This window comes from Bacillus sp. PS217, assembly GCF_037963535.1.
Taxonomy (GTDB): Bacteria; Bacillota; Bacilli; order Bacillales; family Bacillaceae; genus Bacillus; species Bacillus subtilis.
The window spans coordinates 599,679-621,851 of the sequence record NZ_CP150157.1 but is presented as its reverse complement, the minus strand read 5'-3'; the positions used below and the strand labels follow the sequence as shown (position 1 = coordinate 621,851).

General features: G+C 40.3%; 23 protein-coding genes and 1 pseudogene. 12 read left to right on the top strand and 12 right to left on the bottom strand.

Annotated elements, in window-relative coordinates:
• Nucleotides 1–254 precede the first annotated feature (254 nt).
• The 4 genes from mneP to NSQ83_RS03285 all read left to right on the top strand — a co-directional run bounded on the left by mneP (nt 255) and on the right by NSQ83_RS03285 (nt 3,958).
• The gene (gene mneP, locus NSQ83_RS03300; protein ID WP_015252717.1) at nt 255–1,148 is read left to right on the top strand and encodes a manganese transporter MneP; all 894 of its coding nucleotides are present in this window, start codon (nt 255–257) and stop codon (nt 1,146–1,148) included.
• A 113-nt stretch (nt 1,149–1,261) separates the two neighbouring features.
• Nucleotides 1,262–2,074 carry a MerR family transcriptional regulator gene (locus tag NSQ83_RS03295; protein WP_198879003.1) on the top strand — a complete coding sequence of 271 codons (813 nt, stop codon included), beginning with the start codon at nt 1,262–1,264 and terminating at the stop codon, nt 2,072–2,074.
• An 89-nt stretch (nt 2,075–2,163) separates the two neighbouring features.
• Nucleotides 2,164–2,853, top strand: a complete 690-nt coding sequence (locus NSQ83_RS03290; RefSeq protein WP_033883509.1) for a DUF554 domain-containing protein — start codon at nt 2,164–2,166, stop codon at nt 2,851–2,853.
• 202 nt (nt 2,854–3,055) lie between these two features.
• Nucleotides 3,056–3,958, top strand: a complete 903-nt coding sequence (locus NSQ83_RS03285; RefSeq protein ID WP_038427431.1) for a carboxylesterase — start codon at nt 3,056–3,058, stop codon at nt 3,956–3,958.
• Nucleotides 3,959–4,371: 413 nt separating this feature from the next.
• Here NSQ83_RS03285 and NSQ83_RS03280 read toward each other — a convergent pair whose 3' ends face one another.
• The 3 genes from NSQ83_RS03280 to ydfH form a co-directional block, all read right to left on the bottom strand.
• Nucleotides 4,372–6,546, bottom strand: a complete 2,175-nt coding sequence (locus NSQ83_RS03280) for an MMPL family transporter (RefSeq protein ID WP_038427429.1) — start codon at nt 6,544–6,546, stop codon at nt 4,372–4,374.
• Between the two features lie 115 nt (nt 6,547–6,661).
• Entirely contained in the window at nt 6,662–7,303 is a 642-nt protein-coding gene (gene ydfI, locus NSQ83_RS03275; RefSeq protein ID WP_003244318.1) for a two-component system response regulator YdfI, read from the bottom strand.
• On the bottom strand, nt 7,296–8,516 hold the full coding sequence (ydfH, locus tag NSQ83_RS03270; protein ID WP_198879002.1) for a two-component system sensor histidine kinase YdfH: 1,221 nt from the start codon (nt 8,514–8,516) through the stop codon (nt 7,296–7,298). The genes ydfI and ydfH overlap by 8 nt, the downstream gene beginning before the upstream one ends.
• 267 nt (nt 8,517–8,783) lie before the next feature.
• Between ydfH and NSQ83_RS03265 the strand changes: the two genes are divergently transcribed.
• The 3 genes from NSQ83_RS03265 (at nt 8,784) to NSQ83_RS03255 (ending at nt 9,632) form a co-directional block, all read left to right on the top strand.
• Nucleotides 8,784–8,927, top strand: a complete 144-nt coding sequence (locus NSQ83_RS03265; protein WP_014478971.1) for a hypothetical protein — start codon at nt 8,784–8,786, stop codon at nt 8,925–8,927.
• Nucleotides 8,924–9,103: a hypothetical protein gene (locus NSQ83_RS03260; RefSeq protein ID WP_010886421.1), complete on the top strand. Its 180-nt coding sequence runs from the start codon at nt 8,924–8,926 to the stop codon at nt 9,101–9,103. The genes NSQ83_RS03265 and NSQ83_RS03260 overlap by 4 nt, the downstream gene beginning before the upstream one ends.
• 85 nt (nt 9,104–9,188) lie before the next feature.
• Complete coding sequence (locus NSQ83_RS03255; RefSeq protein WP_198879001.1) at nt 9,189–9,632, top strand: carboxymuconolactone decarboxylase family protein; 444 nt, start codon at nt 9,189–9,191, stop codon at nt 9,630–9,632.
• A 79-nt stretch (nt 9,633–9,711) separates the two neighbouring features.
• Here the strand turns inward: NSQ83_RS03255 and NSQ83_RS03250 are convergent, their stop codons facing one another.
• Nucleotides 9,712–10,392 (bottom strand): winged helix-turn-helix domain-containing protein, encoded by a 681-nt coding sequence (locus NSQ83_RS03250; protein WP_198879000.1) that lies wholly within the window; start codon nt 10,390–10,392, stop codon nt 9,712–9,714.
• Nucleotides 10,393–10,480: 88 nt separating this feature from the next.
• Here NSQ83_RS03250 and NSQ83_RS03245 point away from each other — a divergent pair, with 88 nt between their 5' ends.
• Nucleotides 10,481–11,104: a flavin reductase family protein gene (locus NSQ83_RS03245; protein WP_046664261.1), complete on the top strand. Its 624-nt coding sequence runs from the start codon at nt 10,481–10,483 to the stop codon at nt 11,102–11,104.
• A gap of 117 nt (nt 11,105–11,221) precedes the next feature.
• On the opposite strand, the gene NSQ83_RS03240 is transcribed toward NSQ83_RS03245, so the two are convergent.
• On the bottom strand, nt 11,222–12,670 hold the full coding sequence (locus NSQ83_RS03240) for a PLP-dependent aminotransferase family protein (protein ID WP_015715304.1): 1,449 nt from the start codon (nt 12,668–12,670) through the stop codon (nt 11,222–11,224).
• 132 nt (nt 12,671–12,802) lie between these two features.
• On the opposite strand from NSQ83_RS03240, the gene NSQ83_RS03235 reads away from it, so the two are divergent.
• On the top strand, nt 12,803–13,723 hold the full coding sequence (locus NSQ83_RS03235) for an EamA family transporter (protein WP_015715303.1): 921 nt from the start codon (nt 12,803–12,805) through the stop codon (nt 13,721–13,723).
• A 56-nt stretch (nt 13,724–13,779) separates the two neighbouring features.
• On the opposite strand, the gene NSQ83_RS03230 is transcribed toward NSQ83_RS03235, so the two are convergent.
• The 5 genes and pseudogenes from NSQ83_RS03230 to NSQ83_RS03210 all read right to left on the bottom strand — a co-directional run bounded on the left by NSQ83_RS03230 (nt 13,780) and on the right by NSQ83_RS03210 (nt 17,912).
• Entirely contained in the window at nt 13,780–14,565 is a 786-nt protein-coding gene (locus NSQ83_RS03230) for a GNAT family N-acetyltransferase (protein WP_072692872.1), read from the bottom strand.
• A gap of 186 nt (nt 14,566–14,751) precedes the next feature.
• A pseudogene (locus NSQ83_RS03225) lies at nt 14,752–14,997 on the bottom strand (hypothetical protein).
• Nucleotides 14,998–15,055: 58 nt separating this feature from the next.
• The gene (locus NSQ83_RS03220) at nt 15,056–16,363 is read right to left on the bottom strand and encodes an arsenic transporter (protein WP_198878999.1); all 1,308 of its coding nucleotides are present in this window, start codon (nt 16,361–16,363) and stop codon (nt 15,056–15,058) included.
• Between the two features lie 12 nt (nt 16,364–16,375).
• Nucleotides 16,376–16,711, bottom strand: coding sequence for a metal-responsive transcriptional regulator AseR (gene aseR / locus NSQ83_RS03215; protein WP_015482851.1), 336 nt, complete (start codon nt 16,709–16,711; stop codon nt 16,376–16,378).
• A 604-nt stretch (nt 16,712–17,315) separates the two neighbouring features.
• Nucleotides 17,316–17,912, bottom strand: coding sequence for a TetR/AcrR family transcriptional regulator (locus NSQ83_RS03210; RefSeq protein WP_339238969.1), 597 nt, complete (start codon nt 17,910–17,912; stop codon nt 17,316–17,318).
• A gap of 203 nt (nt 17,913–18,115) precedes the next feature.
• Between NSQ83_RS03210 and NSQ83_RS03205 the strand changes: the two genes are divergently transcribed.
• A complete protein-coding gene (locus NSQ83_RS03205) occupies nt 18,116–19,303 on the top strand; it encodes an MFS transporter (protein WP_198878998.1) in 1,188 nt (395 codons plus the stop codon).
• Between the two features lie 171 nt (nt 19,304–19,474).
• On the opposite strand, the gene NSQ83_RS03200 is transcribed toward NSQ83_RS03205, so the two are convergent.
• Nucleotides 19,475–20,347 carry a YitT family protein gene (locus NSQ83_RS03200; RefSeq protein ID WP_029725818.1) on the bottom strand — a complete coding sequence of 291 codons (873 nt, stop codon included), beginning with the start codon at nt 20,345–20,347 and terminating at the stop codon, nt 19,475–19,477.
• A gap of 254 nt (nt 20,348–20,601) precedes the next feature.
• On the opposite strand from NSQ83_RS03200, the gene NSQ83_RS03195 reads away from it, so the two are divergent.
• Nucleotides 20,602–20,931: a winged helix-turn-helix transcriptional regulator gene (locus NSQ83_RS03195; RefSeq protein ID WP_017695964.1), complete on the top strand. Its 330-nt coding sequence runs from the start codon at nt 20,602–20,604 to the stop codon at nt 20,929–20,931.
• A gap of 81 nt (nt 20,932–21,012) precedes the next feature.
• Nucleotides 21,013–21,585, top strand: a complete 573-nt coding sequence (locus NSQ83_RS03190) for an alpha/beta hydrolase (protein WP_153912159.1) — start codon at nt 21,013–21,015, stop codon at nt 21,583–21,585.
• A 52-nt stretch (nt 21,586–21,637) separates the two neighbouring features.
• On the opposite strand, the gene NSQ83_RS03185 is transcribed toward NSQ83_RS03190, so the two are convergent.
• The gene (locus NSQ83_RS03185) at nt 21,638–22,063 is read right to left on the bottom strand and encodes a MaoC family dehydratase (RefSeq protein WP_003234221.1); all 426 of its coding nucleotides are present in this window, start codon (nt 22,061–22,063) and stop codon (nt 21,638–21,640) included.
• Nucleotides 22,064–22,173 lie beyond the last annotated feature (110 nt).

Here is a 22,173-nt window from a genome sequence, read left to right as displayed (position 1 = left end):
TCACTGACGGCAGCATTTTAATAGCGAATCATCACTGTTGTTACATAAGAACTCATTTGTTTGCTGTATGACCTTTTTAGCATAGCTCCAACTTTTTTTCTGTCACCTTATTTATTAGTAAACAGGAAACAACGTTGCTATAGACCCACTCGAAATTGAATTGGTATGATAAACAAAGTGATTACACAGGAAAGGATACGGAGAGCGTATATAGAGCACTCCTATTTTTTTGTGCAGTTTTATAGGAGGAAAAAATGGCAAGTGAAAGAGAACAAATAAGCAGAAAAGTTGCTTTGATTGCATTGATCGCCAATCTGATCTTAATGGCAGGAAAGGTCTTTTTTGGGCTGGTAGGCGATAGTGAAGCCGTGTTTGCAGACGGAATACATTCCGCGGCAGATGTCGTTGCTTCGATTGCAGTCTTGGCAGTGATCGGAATTTCCAATAAACCGCCCGATCAAGACCATCCTTTTGGTCACGGAAAAGCTGAAGTCATTAGTGAGGCGATTGTAGGAATTATCTTAGTGATCGTATCCGTTTATATCCTCATAGAAGCGATTCTGTCCTTTGTTAAAGGGCCAAGCGTTCCCCAATACAGCGCATTGTTTGCGGCTCTGATTTCGTACGTGGCTAAGGAAATCTTATATCGTTATTCTATAAAGCAAGGGGAAAAATGGAACAGCAAAGCGATTATAGCGATTGCGTACGATCATAAAGGCGATATCGTTGCCTCTCTTGCCGCTTTTATCGGCGTCCTGTTGGCTATCATCGGAAACACCCGCGGATGGTCCTATCTGTTGTACGCCGATGCCATTGCCAGTGCAATCGTTGCTTACCTCATTTTTAAGATTTCAATGGAATTAATCAGGCCGTCTGTTGATGTGCTCATGGAAAAGAGTGTTGATCCCGAGCTGATAGAGGAATATAAAGCTGTTATTTTTCAATGTGATCAAGTAAAACGAATTGATAGAATCCGCGCGCGAGAACATGGCCACTATAAATTGCTTGATGTCCGTTTATCTTTGGATCATGATTTGACAATTAAGCAGGGACACGACATTGCCCGCGAAATTCGGAATGAAATCAAAAGACAGTTTTCAGATGTAGAAGAAGTGCTCATCCATGTAAATCCTTATTTCGAAGAATGAAAAGCTCCTTTTTAGAAGGAGTTTTTTCTTTTTGCTGCAAACTTTACCTTTAGAACTCGCCCGTACTATATAATGTGGATGTATATAATCATAGGGACAGAAAGGTTGTTAGAATGAAGGAATTTTTTTCGATTGGAGAAGTGTCAAGGTTATTCAATGTGAAAATCTCTGCTCTTCGGTATTATGATGAAATCGGCCTTTTGAAACCGGAATATAAAGATGGGCAAACGAACTATAGATATTATTCTACCCAACAGTTTGAGCGGCTGGATAACATCAAGTATTTGAGGGCCCTAGGCCTGCCAATCAATAAGCTTCTTGATTTTTATAACTCTCAAAATACAAACACTCTTCTTCATTTACTAAAAAGCCAGCAGGCTGAAATTGATCGCAAAAAGAAAGAATTGGAACGCATTGAACGAAAGATCTCCCGACGCATCACACATATAGAAGATGCCGTTAACATGCCGTTACATCAAATTACAAAAATCAAACTTCCCGCAATGCGTGTGGCTTACTTGCAGCATGAATATGTTCTCGGCCATGATATCGAACATTCGTTAGCTGAATTGAGAACCCACCTGAATGTGAACGAAGATATATTCATAGGCAAGATCGGTTTATCCATATCAGCAGCAAATGTGAAAGCAAAACAGTTTGACAAATATTCCAGTATATTTATGATTCTTGAAGATGAAAATGAAAAAACTTCTTCAGAAATCATCTTTCCTTCAAGAGAATATCTGCAAATTAGGTTTAAAGGGTCACATCCAGAAGCCGAACCATACTACAAAAAATTACTGGCATATATGAAAGAACATCATTATGAAGTAGCAGGGGACTCAATCGAAATCACACTCATTGATTATGGCATTACGAATAACCTAGATAATTACGTGACTGAAATCCTGCTGCCCATCAAATAATCTCATGAATATGTTTTGATCTCCCTTGACTCTCTACTAACTAGAGGGTTTATTTTTTATGCAGGAATGATTTTTGGAGGAGAAAGCTTATGTTTGGAACGATTTTTAACACAGTGATGATCATTGCAGGAAGCATAATCGGGGGGATATTCAAAAAAGGCATTAAAGATGAATACCAGGATATTTTGATGCAGGCAATGGGATTCGCTGCGGTCGCACTGGGGATCAACGCCATTACACAGCATTTGCCTGATAGTAAATACCCCATTCTATTCATCGTGAGTTTAGCCATTGGAGGTTTGCTAGGCCAGATCATCAATTTAGAATTACGATTCAACAAGCTGGTGAACAAATTTTCTAAAAGCAATTTAGCAGAGGGCTTATCAACTGCGGTCTTATTATTTTGTATAGGCTCGCTGTCAATATTAGGCCCTGTTGAAGCCGCTTTGCATGGAGATTATACATACCTCCTGACAAACGGGATGTTAGATGGGATCACCTCCATTGTGCTCGCTTCAACTTTTGGTTTTGGAATAGCGGCTGCTGCCATTGTATTATTTGCCTGGCAAGGCTCCATCTATTTATTTGCTAAAGTAATGGAGAGCGCAATCAATACAGACCTTATTAATGAAATCACAATTGTGGGAGGCATACTCATCCTCAGTTCAGGTCTAAGCATTCTTGGAATCAAGAAGTTCAAAACATTGAATTTGCTGCCTTCCCTCTTGATCCCTCCTGTTGTGATTTTTGTGATTCATTCATTTGGATTGCGGCTTTAATGAAGCGGCTCCACAAAGGAGGTTAATATTCTGTTATATTGATTTTCAATAATCTGTTCCAATCGTTTTATTTCCTTTTCATCTTGGATTTGACGTCGAATAACAACTGTATTATATTGTAAATAAAGTCTGTTATATCAATATCAGATTCCCCATCACGAAACGGCACATTCATTTAAACAAAATTGGGAGGGGCATTTGTATGTCAAACCATTCATCTAGTATTCCCGAATTAAGTGACAACGGTATCCGCTATTATCAAACTTATAATGAAAGCCTTAGTCTTTGGCCGGTCCGTTGGGAATCATTCTATATATCTACTCGTTTTGGTCAAACACATGTGATTGCAAGCGGCCCAGAGGATGCCCCGCCGCTTGTATTACTCCACGGAGCATTATTCAGCTCGACGATGTGGTATCCCAACATCGCCGATTGGAGCAGTAAATACAGAACTTATGCAGTTGATATCATAGGTGATAAAAACAAGAGTATTCCTGAGAATGTAAGCGGTACAAGAACGGATTACGCCAATTGGCTTCTTGATGTGTTTGACAATCTGGGGATCGAAAAGTCCCACATGATCGGACTTTCGCTTGGCGGTCTCCATACGATGAATTTCCTTTTACGTATGCCTGAGAGAGTAAAAAGCGCAGCTATACTGAGTCCGGCAGAAACGTTTTTGCCATTTCATCACGATTTCTACAAATACGCTCTTGGCCTTACAGCGTCAAATGGAGTTGAAATATTCTTAAATTGGATGATGAATGATCAGAATGTGCTGCACCCGATTTTTGTGAAGCAGTTTCAGGCAGGGGTAATGTGGCAGGATGGATCAAGAAATCCAAATCCTAATGCCGACGGATTTCCGTATGTTTTTACCGATGAGGAATTACGTTCAGCAAGAGTTCCTATCCTATTATTACTTGGTGAACATGAAGTCATCTATGATCCCCACTCAGCCCTGCACCGAGCCTCTTCATTCGTTCCTGATATTGAGGCGGAAGTCATTAAAAATGCCGGACATGTTTTATCGATGGAACAACCCGCTTACGTAAATGAACGTGTAATGCGTTTTTTCAATGTAGAAACAGGCATTTCACGGTAAGGGCTTATAAGATAGTGATTTGCATTCATAAAGTCCTGCAATATGCTTCTAGCCGGGCATTTCAAAAAATAGAGTCTCTCTCATGGACTCTATTTTTCTTGGACAAAACCCGCAGCTGGTTTTGTGTGCTTGTTTCTTTAGGTTTCTTATATGATCAGTTGGTTTATTCTTAGAATTATCAAGAACCTAGGCATCACGGAGAGAAGGCAGCGTCAAAAAAATCATTTGATGTGCTTTATCACTTCTCCTGGGATGCCTGCTAGTATGACGCAGCTTCTGCCAATATGAAACAAAGTTCCATCCATATCGAAAATGAGTGATTGCGCCATAAGTGTCTCCTTTTAACTGCCGACTTCATCTTCTAAATACTACCATAAGCAAAAAAGCAGATCATAAAAGATCTGCTTTTTCTATTACACACTGATTTGTTTCTTTTGTTCATGATCTATTTCTGGCTGTATTTCCTTTGTCAGTTGATGCCCTTCTATATCCACATTCGGAATAATCTTGTCTAACCATTTCGGCAAATACCAAGCTGCATTCCCCATCAGCTTCATGACACTTGGAATCAGTGTCATTCTTACAATAAAGGCATCAAAGAGTACACCAAAGGAAAGAGCCAGCCCATTGGCTTTAATAGAAGCTTCGCCTGCAAAGATAAATCCTGCAAAAACGAAGATCATGATCAAGCCGGCTGCTGTAACAACAGGACCACTGTGTTTTAATCCAGCCTGAATGGCTTGTACTGGATTCTTTGTTTTTACATATTCTTCACGCATTCTGCTGACAAGGAATACTTGATAATCCATGGCTAACCCGAACAGAATCCCAATAGATAAAATCGGCAGGAACGCGAGTATCGGCCCTCTTTCAGGTATTTTGAAAAAGTCGATGAGATTCCCGTCTTGCAAGAGAAATACACAAATCCCAAGAGTGGCTGTCATCGTCAACATGAAACCTGCAACAGCAACAAGCGGCACAAGCAGCGAACGGAAAACGATGGTCAGCAATACAAACGCAAATCCAACAATAAGTACAGCAAACACCGGTATCGCATCATTCAGGCGATCTGAAATGTCAATATTCACTGCAGTCGATCCAGTAACAAGCAAATCTATTCCGTTTTTATCTGACAAACTGCGTACATCGTGTACCAAATCTTTCGTTGTGACATCATTTGGACCTGTTTCCGGAACGACCGTAATGATGGCAAAGTTCCCTTCTTTATTAGGCATTGCAGGGGTGACACTTGCTACATGGTCTAAGCCCTTTATTTCTTTCACTGCATCTGCGAAAGCCTCCGCCTTATTTTCTGTAGCATTTGTGGCATCCGCTACGATTGTTAATTGGCCATTAAATCCTTCTCCAAAGCCTTCGGCAAGCAAGTCATATGCCCGGCGATCCGGATTATCCTTAGCTTTCATCCCAGCATCAGGCAAGCCAAGTTCCAAATGCATAGATGGGATACTAATGACGATCAAAATCAGAATGCTGCATACACTTAGCATGATAGGATTTTTGGTGACAAAGCGTCCCCAGACATTTGTTTCAGTGCTTTGTTTTTCTATTTTCTTGTTTGATTTCGGAATCATCCGCTTCCCTGCAATCGATAAGACCGCAGGCACAAGTGTGATGGAAGCCAAGACAGCCATCAGTACACTAAGCCCTGCTGTCAGCCCCATCGCAGACATAAAGGGAATGTTAACGACAGTCAATCCGCAAAGTGCAACGATAACAGTAAGTCCGGCAAAAACGACTGCGCTTCCCGCTGTTCCCACTGCTCTCGCAATTGATTCATTCTTTTGTATGCCTTCGCCTAAAAACTGGCGGTGTTTCGTAAAAATAAATAAAGCATAATCAATACCAACAGCAAGGCCAATCATTCCGGCCAATGAAAGACTGACGGAAGCAATATCAAATACTTGTGTCCCAATCAAAACCAGTCCAATACTTACACCTAAACCAATCAGTGCAGTTAAAATCGGCAAACCTGCTATTAATAAAGAACCGAATGTAATGGCTAAAACGACAAAAGCCAAGATAATGCCGACAATTTCAGAGACACCGCCTATCTCCATCTCCGCTCCCGGTACATCTCCGCTTAGCTCAGTTTGCAATCCTTCATCATCAGCCATTTTCAAACTGTCTTTTAAGTGTTTGATAGAGTAATCCTTTATATCATCTGCTGATGATTTGTACTTGATATCAGCATAGGCAACTGTGCCATCTTTCGCGATTGTCCCTGTCACAAAAGGACTTGCAATCGAGTCAACAGAATCATCTTTACTGATTTCTTTGAGCGTATCTTCTATTGCTTTTTTTTCTGGCTTCCCAGTAAGTTTCTCCCCATCACCAGCACCGAAAATAACCCGTATGCTCCCTTTATCAGGACCATGAGGAAATTCTTTTTGAATCACATCCATCGCTTTTTCCGAAGGTGTGTCAGGTATGGACATATCCTCAGAAAAACTTGGTTTCAAGGTCACTGCAAGGCCTATCGCAGCAACTAACACAACGATCCACGCACATATTGCTTTTATGCGATTGCGAGCAACCCATCCTCCTAATGTATATAACATTTTTGACATGATAATCTCCTTTCAACACATTGCTTGATCACATTCTTTCTCATTGTAGTTGACAATGAAATGAAAAAAACGTACATTCGGGCATGTACGTTTGGGCAATTTTCAAATATGCAGTTTAGTTGTCTATTGTCAGAATACCTTTTTGCATGGCAATCGTTACTGCCTCAGTTCTTGAATTCGCGCCTAATTTATTGTAAATGGACGTTAATCTTGACTTTACTGTTCGCTCAGAGACGCCCAAATCAAAGGCAATCGCTTTGCTTTTAAGACCTTTAGCAATTGCTTTTAGAACAATGACTTCCTTTTCTGTCAGCTGCGTCTCATTGCGCTGCTTTTTCATCCGCTCAAATTGGATTTCTTGCAGACGTTTGAGGATATCAGGCTGCAATAGCACATTTCCTCTGATCGCTGCATCCATTGTGTGAAAAAGGGTTTCTGAACTCGTATCTTTTAACAGATATCCTTTCGCTCCTAATTCAATCCCTTCGATCATTAAGTGATCTTCATTATATGTAGTCAAAATAATGATGGGGGTATCGTGTTTTTCTTTTATTTGTTTAATGGCCTCTAACCCGCTCATCTCCGGCATATACAAATCCATCAGAATGATATCCGGTTCTAATTCATCTGCAAGACGGACTGCGACTTTTCCATTTTCCGCCTCTCCTATAATGGTGTATTGATCATTCGTTTCAATTAAAAGCTTCAGACCTTCCCTCACGACAAGATGGTCATCAACGATTAAAACCTTATTCATCTTGCATCTCTCCCTGAATTGGTACAGTGATCTCAATTTGTGTTCCTTTCAATTTTGTACTCTTGATATTGAATTGGCCATTTATTGCCCTGACGCGTTCTTGTATGCCAAGAAGCCCATAATGTCCTCTCTTTTTCTTTCCTTTTTCAACATCAAATCCCTTGCCGTTATCCTTAACTGTTAAATGGAGCCTTCCCTTTTCATCATCCCAAATGGATATCCAGATTGTTTTCGCCTCAGCATGCTTTGCCGCATTCGTCATGCATTCTCCAATGATGTAATAACAGTTTTCAGCTGAACGCACATCCAGCACCTGATGCAATCTGTAATCTAATAAACAAGCCATGCCTGTCGACTCTATAAAATGATCCATTAGCGAGGTAATTCTTTCTTTTAAAACACCGATTTCTTCTGATTTTCTGCGGAGATCGTCAATAGCTGAACGTGCATCAGCTAATGTGCTTTTCACTCTTTTCATCGATTGTTGTATGATTTCCTTCGCTCTCTCTGTGTTGCCTTTGGCGAGATGAACATGAATCGCATCCAGCTGCATATTTAAACTGACAAGACCTTGAGCAAGCGTATCGTGTAAGTCTCGAGCCATCCGCTGTCTTTCGTTCTGCAGCGTCAGCTGTTCTACCTGCTGATGAGCCAGCTCCAGCCTTTCAAGAGTCAATTGAGCTTTTATTTTTTCATCGACTTGGGCAAAAAATGTTGCAGCATAAGTGATGATGACAATCATGATTGGCCCAGCAATAACAATAAAATGCAAAACTTCACCTTTATGAAGGTGAAACGCCGAATTTATGACCAGCAGCAATAGATAAAGAATGAGAAAAGTCCTTCTTCTGTCTGCCATTCCTATGATTTGTCCAATTAAAAATGCATAAAGGCCGATAATGACAAGTATAAAGAAGCCAGTCATGAGATTAGCAAGTGCAAAGGTGATCAAACCTTGTACCGCGAAATACAGAATCACTCTTTTCTTAACCCAGCGATATGAGTGCCAATGAAGCAAAGCAAAAATGGCGATTAATATGGTAAACGCATAAAGCAATAAAATGGACCAGCCCCCAGAAACAAATTGCAGCACGATAGAGGCTATATAGATCATGAGAATAAAAGCCAGGCCCGGCACTCTGAGTGCAAGCATGTTTAATGCCCGCCTATCATGTGAGTAATATTTATCTTTAAAAGGATTCCTTATAAGCAAACCTTATCCACTTCCTTTACCTGTTTCACCGAATAGAGATTCATGAAAATCGAACCCATATTTCAACGTGCAAACATACATGTATCCAATCATTTTATAGGAAGAGAAGGAACACAACAATATCAGGTGCAGGGAAACATTAGAGTTTCCAATAAGTGATCATTGCCCAAACGTACATGAACGTTCTGCCTCTATGTACGTTTTATCTTTTCAAATTTACCTTTAAAATCATAAGGAACTTACTATTCATTGAAGGAATGATCATCATTGAAATCGATTGATCTCACAATTTTATCATTAAAGAGAAAAGGAATCCGGACCGAAAAGGTATTAAAAAATCAGAACCCTGATCGATTAAGCCATATGACAGACAAAAATGCGCAACCAAAAAGCAAGGAAAAAGAGGATTGAACATGTATTGGTTTCTAGGTGCTTTATTATATTTTCTGATCGGTACTTATATATTCATTAGAGTCACTAGAGACAGCCAATCAGGCTCATGGATACTGCTTGCATTAGCAGCTCCACTCATCATTGCTGGCTACCCTTATTTTTATTCAAAGAAGCTTCTTTCCAAAAGACGCTGAAACAGCTGTCATTCAAACCGCACATTGGTAAAATGATCAATACCGGGATACAATCTAGGTATTCTATGGAAAGGAGTCTTGCCTTATGAGTCAAAGAGTGTCCTACTATGAGATTGCACCTGAAGGTATGAAAATCATGATGGATATGGAGAAATACACGAAACAATCCTCAATTAACCGAATGACGAGAGAACTAATCAAAATCAGAGTCTCTCAAATGAACGGCTGTGCCTACTGCATAGATATGCATACGTCCGATGCCCGCAAAATGGGGGAAACTGAACAGCGAATTTACTGTTTACATGCTTGGAATGAATGTGATTTTTACTCACCTGAAGAGAAAGCGGCTCTCGAACTATCTGAACACATCACGCTCATTCCATCTAAAAGGGTTCCTGATGAGCTATATCATCGGGTGCGGGAACATTATGATGAAAAACAATATGTTGACCTTGTTCTCATCATTAATCAAATAAACAGTTGGAACCGCATCTCTATTGCAATGGGGAATCGAGCTGCTTCAAAATAAGAAGAAGGAGTAAGATTAGAACAAATCTTACTCCTCCTAGATATCGTGCCTCATCATCTGGTGTTTCCGCTTCAAAGTCCTAAATCTTCACGTTTAGGTGCTTTTCAAACGCGATTTTCCCGCTTTGTGTAATCCTAATCGCTCTCGTTTTAGGCATACGAACGATCCATTCTTCTTCTAACATGCGCACCAATAGGGCGTTTCCTAATGCTCCTGCAATATGATGCTGCCGTTCACTCCAATCCAAACAGCAGCGGGCAAAAGCTCTCCTCTTATTCCGTTGTTGCTCTTCATTGATGCCTAACTTCGAAAAGAATAAAGCCCCCTCTGAGGTCACTTTAAAGTTTAAATCAACTTTTTTTAACATCCCCTTCTCAACTAGTGAATGTGCCATTTGCACGCCCACATAACCTGCCAAATGATCATAACAGGTACGGGCGAAATGCAAGTCCTTTTTCTCTTTTGACTCTTTTAAAGATTTGATTTTTGCTTTAGGCGCAATATGAAGCAATTGTTCGATCACATTTGCAGCATCTGAGTCAGCCAATCTGTAATACCGATGTCTCCCATGCTTCTCTACGCTAATCAGCTTTGCTTCAAGCAATTTATTCAGGTGAAAACTGGCGGTTTGAGGTTTAATGTTAGCGAGATATGCAAGCTCTCCCGCAGGGTGTATCCTTCCATCCATCAGGCTGAGAAGAATGGAAGAACGCGAGGGATCTGATAGCAGCGAAGAGATTTTTGCAATATTAGGATTCATGATTTTCCTCCTTACATTCATATTTCGATGATAGTTGAAATGTTAATCCTTTACAATATAAATGTAAGCGTGAAAGGAGGAAAAAACGTTGGACATCAAAAAACAAGACACTCGTCGATTTAAGGAAATCAAACCCAAGATCATGTATTATGGTACCTCGACATTTCTTCTAACCACATTGAATGAGGATGGAACCACTAATATTAGTCCTATGTCTTCTTCTTGGGCTCTTGGACATTATATAATCCTTGGAGTAGGACTGGGAGGAAAAGCCATCGACAATTTGGAAAGACACAAAGAATGTGTCATAAACTTGCCTGGCCCGGAATTATGGGAAAACGTTGAAAGAATTTCATCTTATAGCGGAAAAAAGAGTATACCGCCTTTGAAGAAACAGCTCGGATTTACATATAAAAAAGAAAAATACGAGGCAGCAGGGTTAACGCCTTTACAATCAAAAACAGTATCACCAACACGAATCAAAGAATGTCCTATTCAAATAGAAGCCGAAGTGAAACACATTCGGTTTCCAGAATATGAATCGTCATTCGCAATTGTAGAGACGCAGGCACTACATTTTCATGCCGAGGAAAGTATTATACTAGACGAAAACCATATCAACCCTTCCAAATGGAGCCCGCTTATCTATAATTTCAGACATTACTTTGGTTTAGGAAGAGAAGTCGGAAAGACTTTTCGCTCAGAGACATGATCATTTTAAGACCGAACCATGATTTGATCTATTCTAGTAACCCTTGTTATTATCAGATCAAGCGATCATTAGGCTTGATCTCTTTTTTAGTGAAACATCCATTTAAGGATATAAAAGTTACCTGCTTGCCAATTCTTTTATCATTAAACCCAACTCATAAATCCCCTTTTGAAGGTCTTCAAGAGATGCATAAGCATATGATAAGCGAATATAATTCCCTTTTTCCTGAGCATAGATACTGCCGAGATTGAGCAGAATCCCTTTTGATAAGGCTTTAGTATAAAGTAATTTCATTGATATGGAAGGCAATATTTTTATCCAGACAAAAAATCCTCCTTTTGGGATATTCCATGTCGCCACATCTTTCAAATGAGTTTCTAAAGCACTCAAGGCCAATTCTCTTCTCACCTTTAATTGCTGCCTAACCTTTTCTACATGCTGCTGGTAGTGGCCGGAAGTAAACCACTCTGCCGCTACTCTCTGGGATAGCGAACTGGATCCATAATCTGTTTGCATTTTAATGTCAGATAAACGTTCAATCACCGGTTCCGGTCCGACGATCCATCCAATCCTCAAACCTGGGCTTAATGTTTTCGATAAACTTCCTATGTACAGTACGTGTCCATTTTTATCAATTGTTTTAATAGGATATGGCGGAATTTCATCGATCCATAACTCACGATAAATGTCATCTTCAATAATAGGAAGCTGTGTATTCTCACTTACTGTCAGGATCTCTTCACGCCGCTTTTTAGACATAAGAATACCAGTCGGATTGTGAAAACATGGATTTGTATATAAGATAGCCCTTCCCCGCTCTCCTCTTGTTAAATGAACATTTTCAGGCAAAAGTCCTTCATTATCCATAGGAAGTCCAGTCAGCTTCATACCAGCTGATTGAAATACGTGTAATGAATAAAGGTAAGAGGGCTGATCAAGATAAACGGTTGATCCTCTTTGTAACAGCCCCATTGATATCAGCTGCAAGGCTTGCAACGCTCCTGAGACAATCAGAATGGAAGAAGATGAGACGTTGATTCCAATGGTTTTTAAATAGTTGCTTAATGCCTCCCTCAAAGGTAAGTAACCTTTTGGTTCTTCATAACCGAATGCCTCCATGTGATGAGATACCTTCCCCATCATCTCTTTCATAACAGCCAAAGGAAAAATCTCAGCTGAAAGTTCACCTTTACTGAGCTGTATAAGGTCTGTATTTGATTCTAATTGATTTATCTCTTGAACGATTTTTCGGCTTGGCATCTGAATGCCAGAGGTGACATATTGATCCCAATCGGGAGCAGAATTCTTAGCCATCAGTGTCCATGTGTTGTTGATAACAACTGTGCCTTTCCCCATTGTGCCTTCTATTAGCCCATCGGCCATCAATTCCTCTAAGGCTGTAATCACTGTGCTCCGATTTACCTGAAAATCTTTTGCAAGCGTGCGCTGGCTTGGAATCTTGCTTCCAATCGGCCACTCGCCATTTCCTATTTTCTCTTTAATAAAATGAACGATTTGTCTGTACTTAGGGAGCTTTTTCATCTTTTTTTCTTCTGGAAAGCTCATAGAATCGGTCTCCTTAAAATAAATTGGTTGGGTCAAAATCCGTTTAACTGGTTGAAGCCATATCACCAAATCTTTATTAATATAAAAACACATTAAATAACTGGTTGGTTTTTGTAAAGAGGAGTGAGAGGAATGCGAAAGAAAACAGTTCAAATAATGATATCTCATAGTCTCATGATTGGTTTATGGGCATCTGCTTTTCCGGGAATTCGCGCAGGACTAGAAGGGTACACACCAGAACACCTTGCTTTATTTCGTTTGTTAATCGGCTCTATGGCATTATTGCTTTTTGCTGTTTTGACTCAGATGCGCCTACCCGACTTGAAAGACATTCCTGCCATTTTTCTTTTAGGGTTTTTAGGTTTTGCACTCTATCACATTTTGCTGAACATCGGTGAAAAAACAGTTAGTGCCGGAGTTGCAAGCTTACTCGTTACTACGGCACCGATCTTCTCAGCCATGCTATCCCGCCTGTTTTACAAAGAGCATTTTGGATTTACGAAATGGCTTGGCTCTATGATCAGTTTATTGGGTGTATTATTGATTGCATTTGGGGCGGGAGACTTTACATATTCAATGAGCGGTATCTTGGTCATCCTGCTGGCAGCATTTTCGGAAAGTATTTATTTCGTTTTTCAAGCCCGCTATATAAAAAAATATGGTTTTATTCCATTCGTTACATTCACCATTTGGGGCGGAACAATACCTATGCTTGTGTTTCTGCCAAGCTTAGGCGAAGAGATGATGAACGCTTCAATAAGCGCAACTTTGTCTATCGTTTACTTAGGATTATTGCCGACGGTTATTCCTTACTTCGCACTAGCATATGTCACTTCACTCGTCGGTGCTTCAGAAGCAACCCTTTCACTTTATGTTACACCGGCTTTAGCCTTGATCATATCTTGGATCTGGATCGGCGAAATACCCACACTGATCTCTCTGCTAGGCGGAGTGGTTACAGTTGGCGGGGTATGTTTTACCTACCTAAAAGTAAATAAAATGAATAAGTTTTTCATCACCCATTTTTCTGTTAAAAGGATTAAAAAACTCTAAAACAAAAAAGATACCAACATCGGTTGGTATCTCCTTTTAAGGTTCTTTCATTAAGGTTAGCCAGAGTAGTAAATAGTGTATTCCGTTACCGTCTTAAACCCTAGTTTAGCTGCTAATGCAATGGACGAATTGTTGAAGATATCACAATCCCAGCTAGGAACAATCCCATATTCCATACAAAACGCTATAAACCTATTTGCTACGCAATAAGCTAACCCCAGTCCTCTATATTCCTCAAGTGTATAGATATCCATTTCCGCTCGATTATGCCCTAAAAATATAGAAGTACACTCACTTACTACATGATTGCCATGTAATACGGCAAATCCAAAACCTTTTGAAGCAAACTGTGAGACAGAATTCCAATACTCCTCATAATAAGCGCTGTTAAACGCTGTGCTGTGTGAAATGATGTCTTCGTCTATTCTTTTCAATACAAGCCCCTTTGGCAGTTGCAAAGTCTTTTTGGAATATTTTGGTTGATAAGAAAATGCAGCTCTTCTCATTTGGTTCAAGTCATCTTTCAGTATGGGTTTCAGTACGCTATCCCATGTATCACTGGAAGAAAACAAGGTAAATCGTTTTGATGATTTCACTTGTTCTTCATAATATCCTGCAATGAAATCATGAAAATCCCGATTCCCTTGGTCTCCCGCTATAAAATAAATGCCTGATTCAGTTCCTATAAAAAACGATTTAGGAAAGGTTTGATCATCTGCATAAACAGCTCCCGGAATGGTTTGGTCTAATATTGAATAGACAAATGTGGGACAATATTTGTCATCAAACATCGTTTTTAAGCTACTGTATTTTTCTTTTGTTAATTCCTGCAAAACAGACAACTCCTTTAAAACACCGTCTCCTTCATGATTCTGTTCACAAATCAATTTTCCTCTGTCACCAGCTAAATAACTTCCCTGTTACGAATCTCAGACTAATAAAAACAGGTGTCTGCACTCAGCTCGCAGACACCTGTTGAACAACACATTGCATTATATAACCCAAGGAAACGCTAGTATATCGATTCTTTATTCCCCAGTTACAGCAAACTGTTTTAAACGGTCACCAATTTCATCACGGACCCTTTGGAAACACTTCTTCTGTTCCGTGTGCTTTTGCCGGATCATCAAATTTCTCCGATGTTTGATTTGAAATATCAATCCCTGCTTCTTTCATTGCTTTGACAGCACTCGATGTCATCCTTGAGCTTCGATTCCTGCGCTGTACACATTCCACTTAGCCCCAAGGTATTTTCTCCCCCACCCTTCAGCCATTTGGCTGCGGCAAGAGTTACCAGTGCATTGTTTTCCTTGATATAGTGACCTTGTCCTTTTAGAAACAAGAATGGATTATCAGCAGCCAAATATACAGGCCGACAAGTGTGATCAATAAAGTGGGTATCGTGAGGATAATTCCTGTTTTAAAATACGTGCCCCAGGAAATCTTCATACCTTTGTGCGAAAGAACATGAAGCCATAATAATGTCGCTAAGGAACCAATCGGTGTTATTTTAGGCCCTAAATCTGAACCGATCACATTTGCATAAATAAGCGCTTCTCTCATCATCCCATGTGTATCTGTACCGGCAATGGCCAATGCGTCAATCATAACAGTCGGCAAGTTATTCATAATGGAAGAAAGAATCGCCGCAATAAAGCCCATTCCAATTGTCCCAGCAAACAATCCTTGATCAGCTGCGGCTTGAATCACATCTGAAAGGACATCCGTTAATCCGGCATTTCGGACACCATACACAACAACGTACATGCCAATTGAAAAGAATACGATAGCCCATGGCGCCTCTTTCACCACTTTCTTTGTATGGACGGCCGGACTCTTTTGCGCAGCGATTAAGAAAATGATTGCAATGCTGCCCGCTACCACTGATACAGGGATAGAAAAAAATTCACTTGCAAAATATCCAATTAACAGCAGCCCTAAGATATACCATGACAGTCTGAACATGTTTTGATCTTTAATTGCTTCAACAGGTTTTTTAACCTCAGTCAGATCATAGCGTTTTGGTATGCTTTTTCTAAAGAAAAGGTAAAGTACAATGATGCTCGCCAGCAGCGAAAACAGGTACGGGACAACCATTCTGGATGCATAATCAATAAACGTAATATGAAAATAGTCCGCTGAAACAATGTTGACCAAATTGCTTACTACAAAAGGAAGCGAAGTGGTATCCGCAATAAATCCGCTGGCAATGATAAAAGGAAAAACTAATTTTTCATTAAAATGTAATGCTCTGACCATCGCTAATACGATTGGTGTCAATATAAGAGCTGCACCGTCATTTGCAAATAACGCGGCGACGATAGCTCCTAATAGAGATACATAAACGAACATCCGCACACCGTATCCTTTTGCAGCCTTAGCCATATGAAGCGCTGCCCATTCAAAGAAACCGATATTATCAAGAATTAACGATATCAGTATGATGGCCACAAAAGCCAAGGTCGCATTCCAAACAATCCCTGTCACAGTTAACACATCATGAAAATTGACAACACCTGCTATTAGAGCTAAAACTGCGCCTCCACAGGCTGACCACCCTATAGATAAATTTTTCGGCTGCCATATGACTAATACTAGAGTTAATAAAAAGATGAATACAGCTAAAACCATTGATGTCAATCTAATGCCTCCTTACTGGCAACACGCTTGAGTTTTCTTTTGTTTGATATGGTTTAACAATTCATCCTCCTGATCAATTTGATGTAAGATCAATTGCAATGTATCAAACTCAGGACAGGAACCATTTATTGAATAATAACGCCATTGGCCTCTTCTGTCCTCATTCACAAAACCTGCGTTTTTTAATTTCCGCAAATGCTGGCTTATGGCGGGCTGGCTCATTTCGAACATATCAACCAATTGACAGACACAATATTCTTTTTCAAGAAATAATCTCATCATTATAAGCCTAGTTTGATCACTAAGTGTTTTCAAGCAACGAGTCATCGCCGCAACATCAATCGTCATATGAGCTCCTCCTCCCCAAATCAATATATAAGCAAATCGTTATATACACGCCAAATGATTATACATTCCCCTTTACGTTTCCATATGTAGCGCTCCGTATATCTTAAGGATCAAAACTTCGAAAACGAAAACCTGAGTCGCTCCCCGCGTTTCCTTAGCGCCCCCGTCATTATATAAACTTTTATTTATATAAACAATCCCTTATATTTATTCCGGTATAAATATTAGACTATTTCAGTTATGGGAGTAGTCATAGAGCCCGAGATGAAAATAGACAGATCCTCTGGATATTAAAAAACAGGTCTCTTTAGAGGCCTGTTTACATTGCAAGTATTTTTTCCATTGCCATGACACCTACATAATGGCCATCGATTTTCCCCTGTTCTTTAAATACTCCAACTTTGCGATATTCCATTGAAGTATAGAACCCTTGTTCCAATCGATGAAAAGGAAATGTAATAATATGATGTTATGTATTCACGATTGAATGACTTCTTTTTCGACATCCGATAATTGCGCTCAGCAACAAAAATCTAATCTCTCACTTTGCGATTAGAGAGAACCAATTTGTCATATAATCCGTAGCTTTTGCAGTTCTTATCAGCTACATACTCTCTGTAGCAGAGGTAGCTTGAACTCCCTTAAACGCATTCATCACCAAATCACGCACATAGGAATCATTCACCTCATCCCCTGTTATAAGCAGACGATAGAAAATTGGTCCGTAAATGAGATCTATGCTTACTTCAATATCAAGATTCTCTCTCAATTCACCTTTCTGAATTCCCTTTTCTAGAAGGCCTTTCGCTTGGAGGCGGCGAGGCTGGAAAAATCGCGTGCGATATTCTTCTGCCAATTTTTCATCCAACTGCCCTGCACCTATTAATTCCTTAATAACGGTTCCTTCCCGGCTTGTCAAAAACCTAGCTAAATTCGTGGCGTGGGTTACTATATCTTGTACTGACGCCCCTGTATCAGGCACAGGCAGCCTGTCCGTCGCGGTCGAAAGAAAGCTGTCCATGATAACGGCAGCCTTGTTAGACCACCATTTATAAATCGTTGCTTTACTCACTTTCGCACGCTCGGCAATTTTATTGACTGTCACCGCATCGAAGCCTTTTTCCAGCAATAGGTCATAGGCTGCAGAGAGAATCGCCTTATGCGTTCCTTCATCACGCGGCCGCCCTCGTTTACTCTGCACATAAATCATTCCTTCCCGCAATATAAACTATACGTTCAGTATACTTAAATTGAATAAAAAAAGAAAACAGAAATCCATTTACAAAACTGAACGTTTAGTATATTATTTTTATTAATCGACGAAACTGAACGTTCAGTTTATAAAATCACTTGTGAGAAGTCATGATTACACTCAAAAAACCACTTAAAAAGGAGTTCATTCATATGGCTAATGGAAACAAACAAGCAGGTCAGAGGATTTCACCCAGTTTAACCCTTCTTCTCGCAACTGCATGCGGTATCATTGTTGCTAATCTTTACTATGCACAACCCTTGGTCGGATTAATTAGTAAGGCAATTGGACTTTCTCCAAGCAGTGCTGGATTGATTGTCACACTCACCCAAATCGGATACGTTGCCGGCTTACTATTCCTTGTCCCTTTAGGAGATATTATCGAAAACAAAAAACTTATTGTTGTATCGCTCCTTCTAAGCGCAGCGGCTTTGACACTAACAGCATTTGTGAAGCATGGAACACTGTTTTTAGCAGCTGCGTTTTTCGTCGGATTGGGATCAATCGCAGCCCAAGTGCTTGTTCCATTTGCATCATACCTTGCATCAGACGCTGCACGCGGCCGGGTTGTTGGCAATGTCATGAGCGGCTTATTACTCGGTATTATGCTTTCCCGTCCGATATCTAGTCTAGTCGCTGATATCTGGGGGTGGAATGCAATATTCGCTTTGTCCGCCGTGGTAAGTGTTATCCTGGCCATCGTATTATCAAAAGTGCTTCCTGCCAGAAAACCAACAGCAAATACAAACTATACTGCCTTACTCGGTTCAATGTGGAAGCTGCTGCGCACGACTCCAATCTTACGCCGCCGTGCCATCTATCATGCGTTTGTATTTGGAGCTTTCAGCTTGTTCTGGACTACCGTTCCTTTATTATTGTCGGGTCCTGATTTTCATTTTTCTCAGAAGGCAATAGCACTCTACGCATTGGTGGGCATTGCGGGTGCAGTCGCTGCACCAATAGGCGGCCGGCTGGCTGATCGAGGCTTGACCCGGCTTGCCACTGGAATCGCTCTCGGTGTTGTCGTTGTCTCTTTATTACTGCCGCTCATGATTCAGAGCAGCTCCCCCGTCGGTATAACAGTTCTAGTGGCCGCAGCTATTCTGTTAGATATGGGTGTATCTGCAAACCTCGTGCTCAGTCAACGTGCTATTTTTTCGTTGGCGCCTGAAATTCGCAGTCGATTAAACGGATTATTCATGGCGATCTTCTTTCTAGGCGGTGCGATAGGGTCATCAATTGGAGGATGGGCATATGCCTCAGGGGGATGGAGTACAGCATTATGGATTGGAATCGCTTTTCCGGTCATCGCTTTGCTTTATTTCATCACAGAGAAATAATCTTTCACCAAAATGGCTTATTTTTGGCAGAAAAAATACCAAGGGTTTTGACGCCCTTGGTATTTCTGTGATTCAGACCTTCACTGGTGACACCCACAAGCCCTCAAAAAGTGTTTTTAATTACATTTACCCGCGGCATGTCAGTTACGGTTAAAAAGGTCATTCTATTTTTTAGTGATGATTAAGATTTCTAAAATTGCTGCCCTTCACTTCAGCTACGTCATATACGGTGACAAAGGCGGATTTATCAATATCATTAATAATTTCCTTTAGTTTGGTTTCTTCTAAACGGTTGATGACACATGTGATTTCTTTAAATTTCTCGTGGGAAAAACCCCCGTAAGCTTCTTTATATGTGGCGCTTCGGCCTAATTGATCACGTATTGTCTCTACCATTAATTCAGGTTGGGTTGTAATAATTTGAAAGGTTTTAGAGCCGCTTAAGCCTTCCTCCACAACATGAATCACTTTGGATGCAATGTAGTAAGCAATGACTGAAAGCAATGCCCCTTGTAAGCCAAATACTGTGGAAACAAAAATAAACACAAATAGGTTTAAGAATAGAATGAGATCGCTCGTTCCGAATGGCAGTTTTCGGGATAGCAGCACAGCAAGCATGTCAATTCCATCTAATGCGCCGCCATTACGCAGCGCCAGCCCCATTCCGAATCCAAGGATAATCCCGCCGACAACGGTAATTAACAGGGTATCTCCTTCTATGATGGCGGGTGTGTGGTGGAAAAAGCTTGTCCCCGCGGCAAGCGATACGATTCCGATAATTGATAATAATGCAAAGCTTTTCCCAATTTGCTTATATCCTAACCAGACAAATGGAATGTTGATCACAGCAATCAAAATCCCCAGCGGCAAGTTGAATAGCTGTGAACCAACGATGCTAAGACCCGTCACCCCTCCATCAGATACACTGTTTGGAATGAGCACTGTTTCTAGTCCATATGCCGCTATGATTCCTCCAATGATAACCATGATGATTTGGAGAATCATTTTCGCTTTAAATTTCTTATGTTTTTTGGGTGTATTCATACCATTCCTCATTTCTCAAATATTTCGTTATATTTAAATATACCATAATAGATATTTTCAGCTAAAAACATGCGTTTTTTTAAATAAAGTAACTAACAGTAAGGTAACCCTCTTTGACTTAGAACATTCATGTACCGTGCCGCCTGTTGAGCAAGCGGCCCCTTTCACTTCAGATCGTGAATCGCCCTCAAACTTCAACACCGAAAACCCTGAATTATTCTGTTATGATACTAAAAAAAGGAGGTTTGATTACAGTGAATAGCTTGTGCCGCAGTAAACAAGCCCCATTTGAATACACCTTATCTCTTATAGGGGGCAAATGGAAAATGAGAATTCTCTATGAGTTAGGGTGTGAAAAAACGATGAGATACGGCGAGCTGAAAAGGGCTATGCCCTTCATCACCCATAAAATGTTAAGCGCACAGCTTAAGGAATTGCAAACTGACGGCCTTATTCATCGGTCTGAGGTTTCTCAAACCCCACTGAAAGTAGAGTATTCGTTATCTGACAGAGGGCGATCTTTGTATCCCCTCATAGATGAGATGTGTAAGTGGGGAATGGCACAAGGAGTGCCTCATATGTAAAGCTACTTACAAAAAAGTGCGTACTTGTTTCCCAATGAGAGGAATTTTATACTGAATGAAAATATTTCTTAGGAGGAAATAATGACAAAACAAGTCTATATCATTCATGGCTACAGAGCCTCCTCAACAAATCATTGGTTCCCTTGGCTGAAAAAACGTCTGCTCGCAGATGGGGTCCAAGCAGACATTTTAAACATGCCTAATCCGCTCCAGCCAAGACTTGAGGATTGGCTGGATACACTCTCTTTATATCAGCACACTTTACATGAAAATACGTATTTGGTTGCGCACAGCTTAGGTTGCCCCGCCATTTTGAGATTTTTGGAACATCTTCAATTACGAAAACAGCTTGGCGGAATCATACTTGTTTCCGGCTTTGCCAAATCATTGCCCACTTTAAAGATGTTAGATGAATTTACACAGGGATCGTTTGATCATCAAACAATCATTGAGTCCGCGAAGCACCGTGCTGTCATTGCTTCTAAGGACGACCAAATTGTGCCTTTTTCATTCAGCAAGGATCTGGCACAACAAATTGATGCTGCGTTATATGAAGTTCAGCACGGAGGTCATTTTCTAGAAGATGAGGGATTTACTTCTTTGCCTATTGTTTATGATGTTTTAACCTCTTATTTTTCAAAGGAAACTCGCTAACATCTTTCCCCCATCTGCTTCAATCGAGCCCGCGAAAAGCGGGCTTTCTGAGTTATCGTTTGATCAATACAGATAACTCACCTTCAAACACTTTTACTTCTTTTTGATTATAAGTAGATAGCAATACTGTGAGTATTCCCAATTCATTTCTCTTTGGCTGCTTATCAAGAACCTCAACAATTGTAAACAATTCATCATCCGGATATACAGGTTTTATGAATGTCATATGATTCATCTCTGTTCCGGCTATAATATCGTCTCCATAGAAACCTTCTTCAATCCAAAGTTTAAAAGATATGGCCAGTGTTTGTATGCCGGAAGCGATAATTCCATTAAATCTGCCTTTACTCGCTTTTTCTTCATCTACATGCATATACTGAGGGTCAAATTCACCCGCAAACCGCATAATATCATCTTTTGATACTTTTAATGATTTCGTTTTGAAGACCTGGCCAATTGTAAACTCATCTAACTTCATTCTTACACCTCTATTTTTTCAATTGTCTATTTTGTTTATTTTAGCACTGTGAGGAGCAAATAAAAAATTCTGTTTTTCGCTAAACAGACATATCGTGGACTGGACTGCTG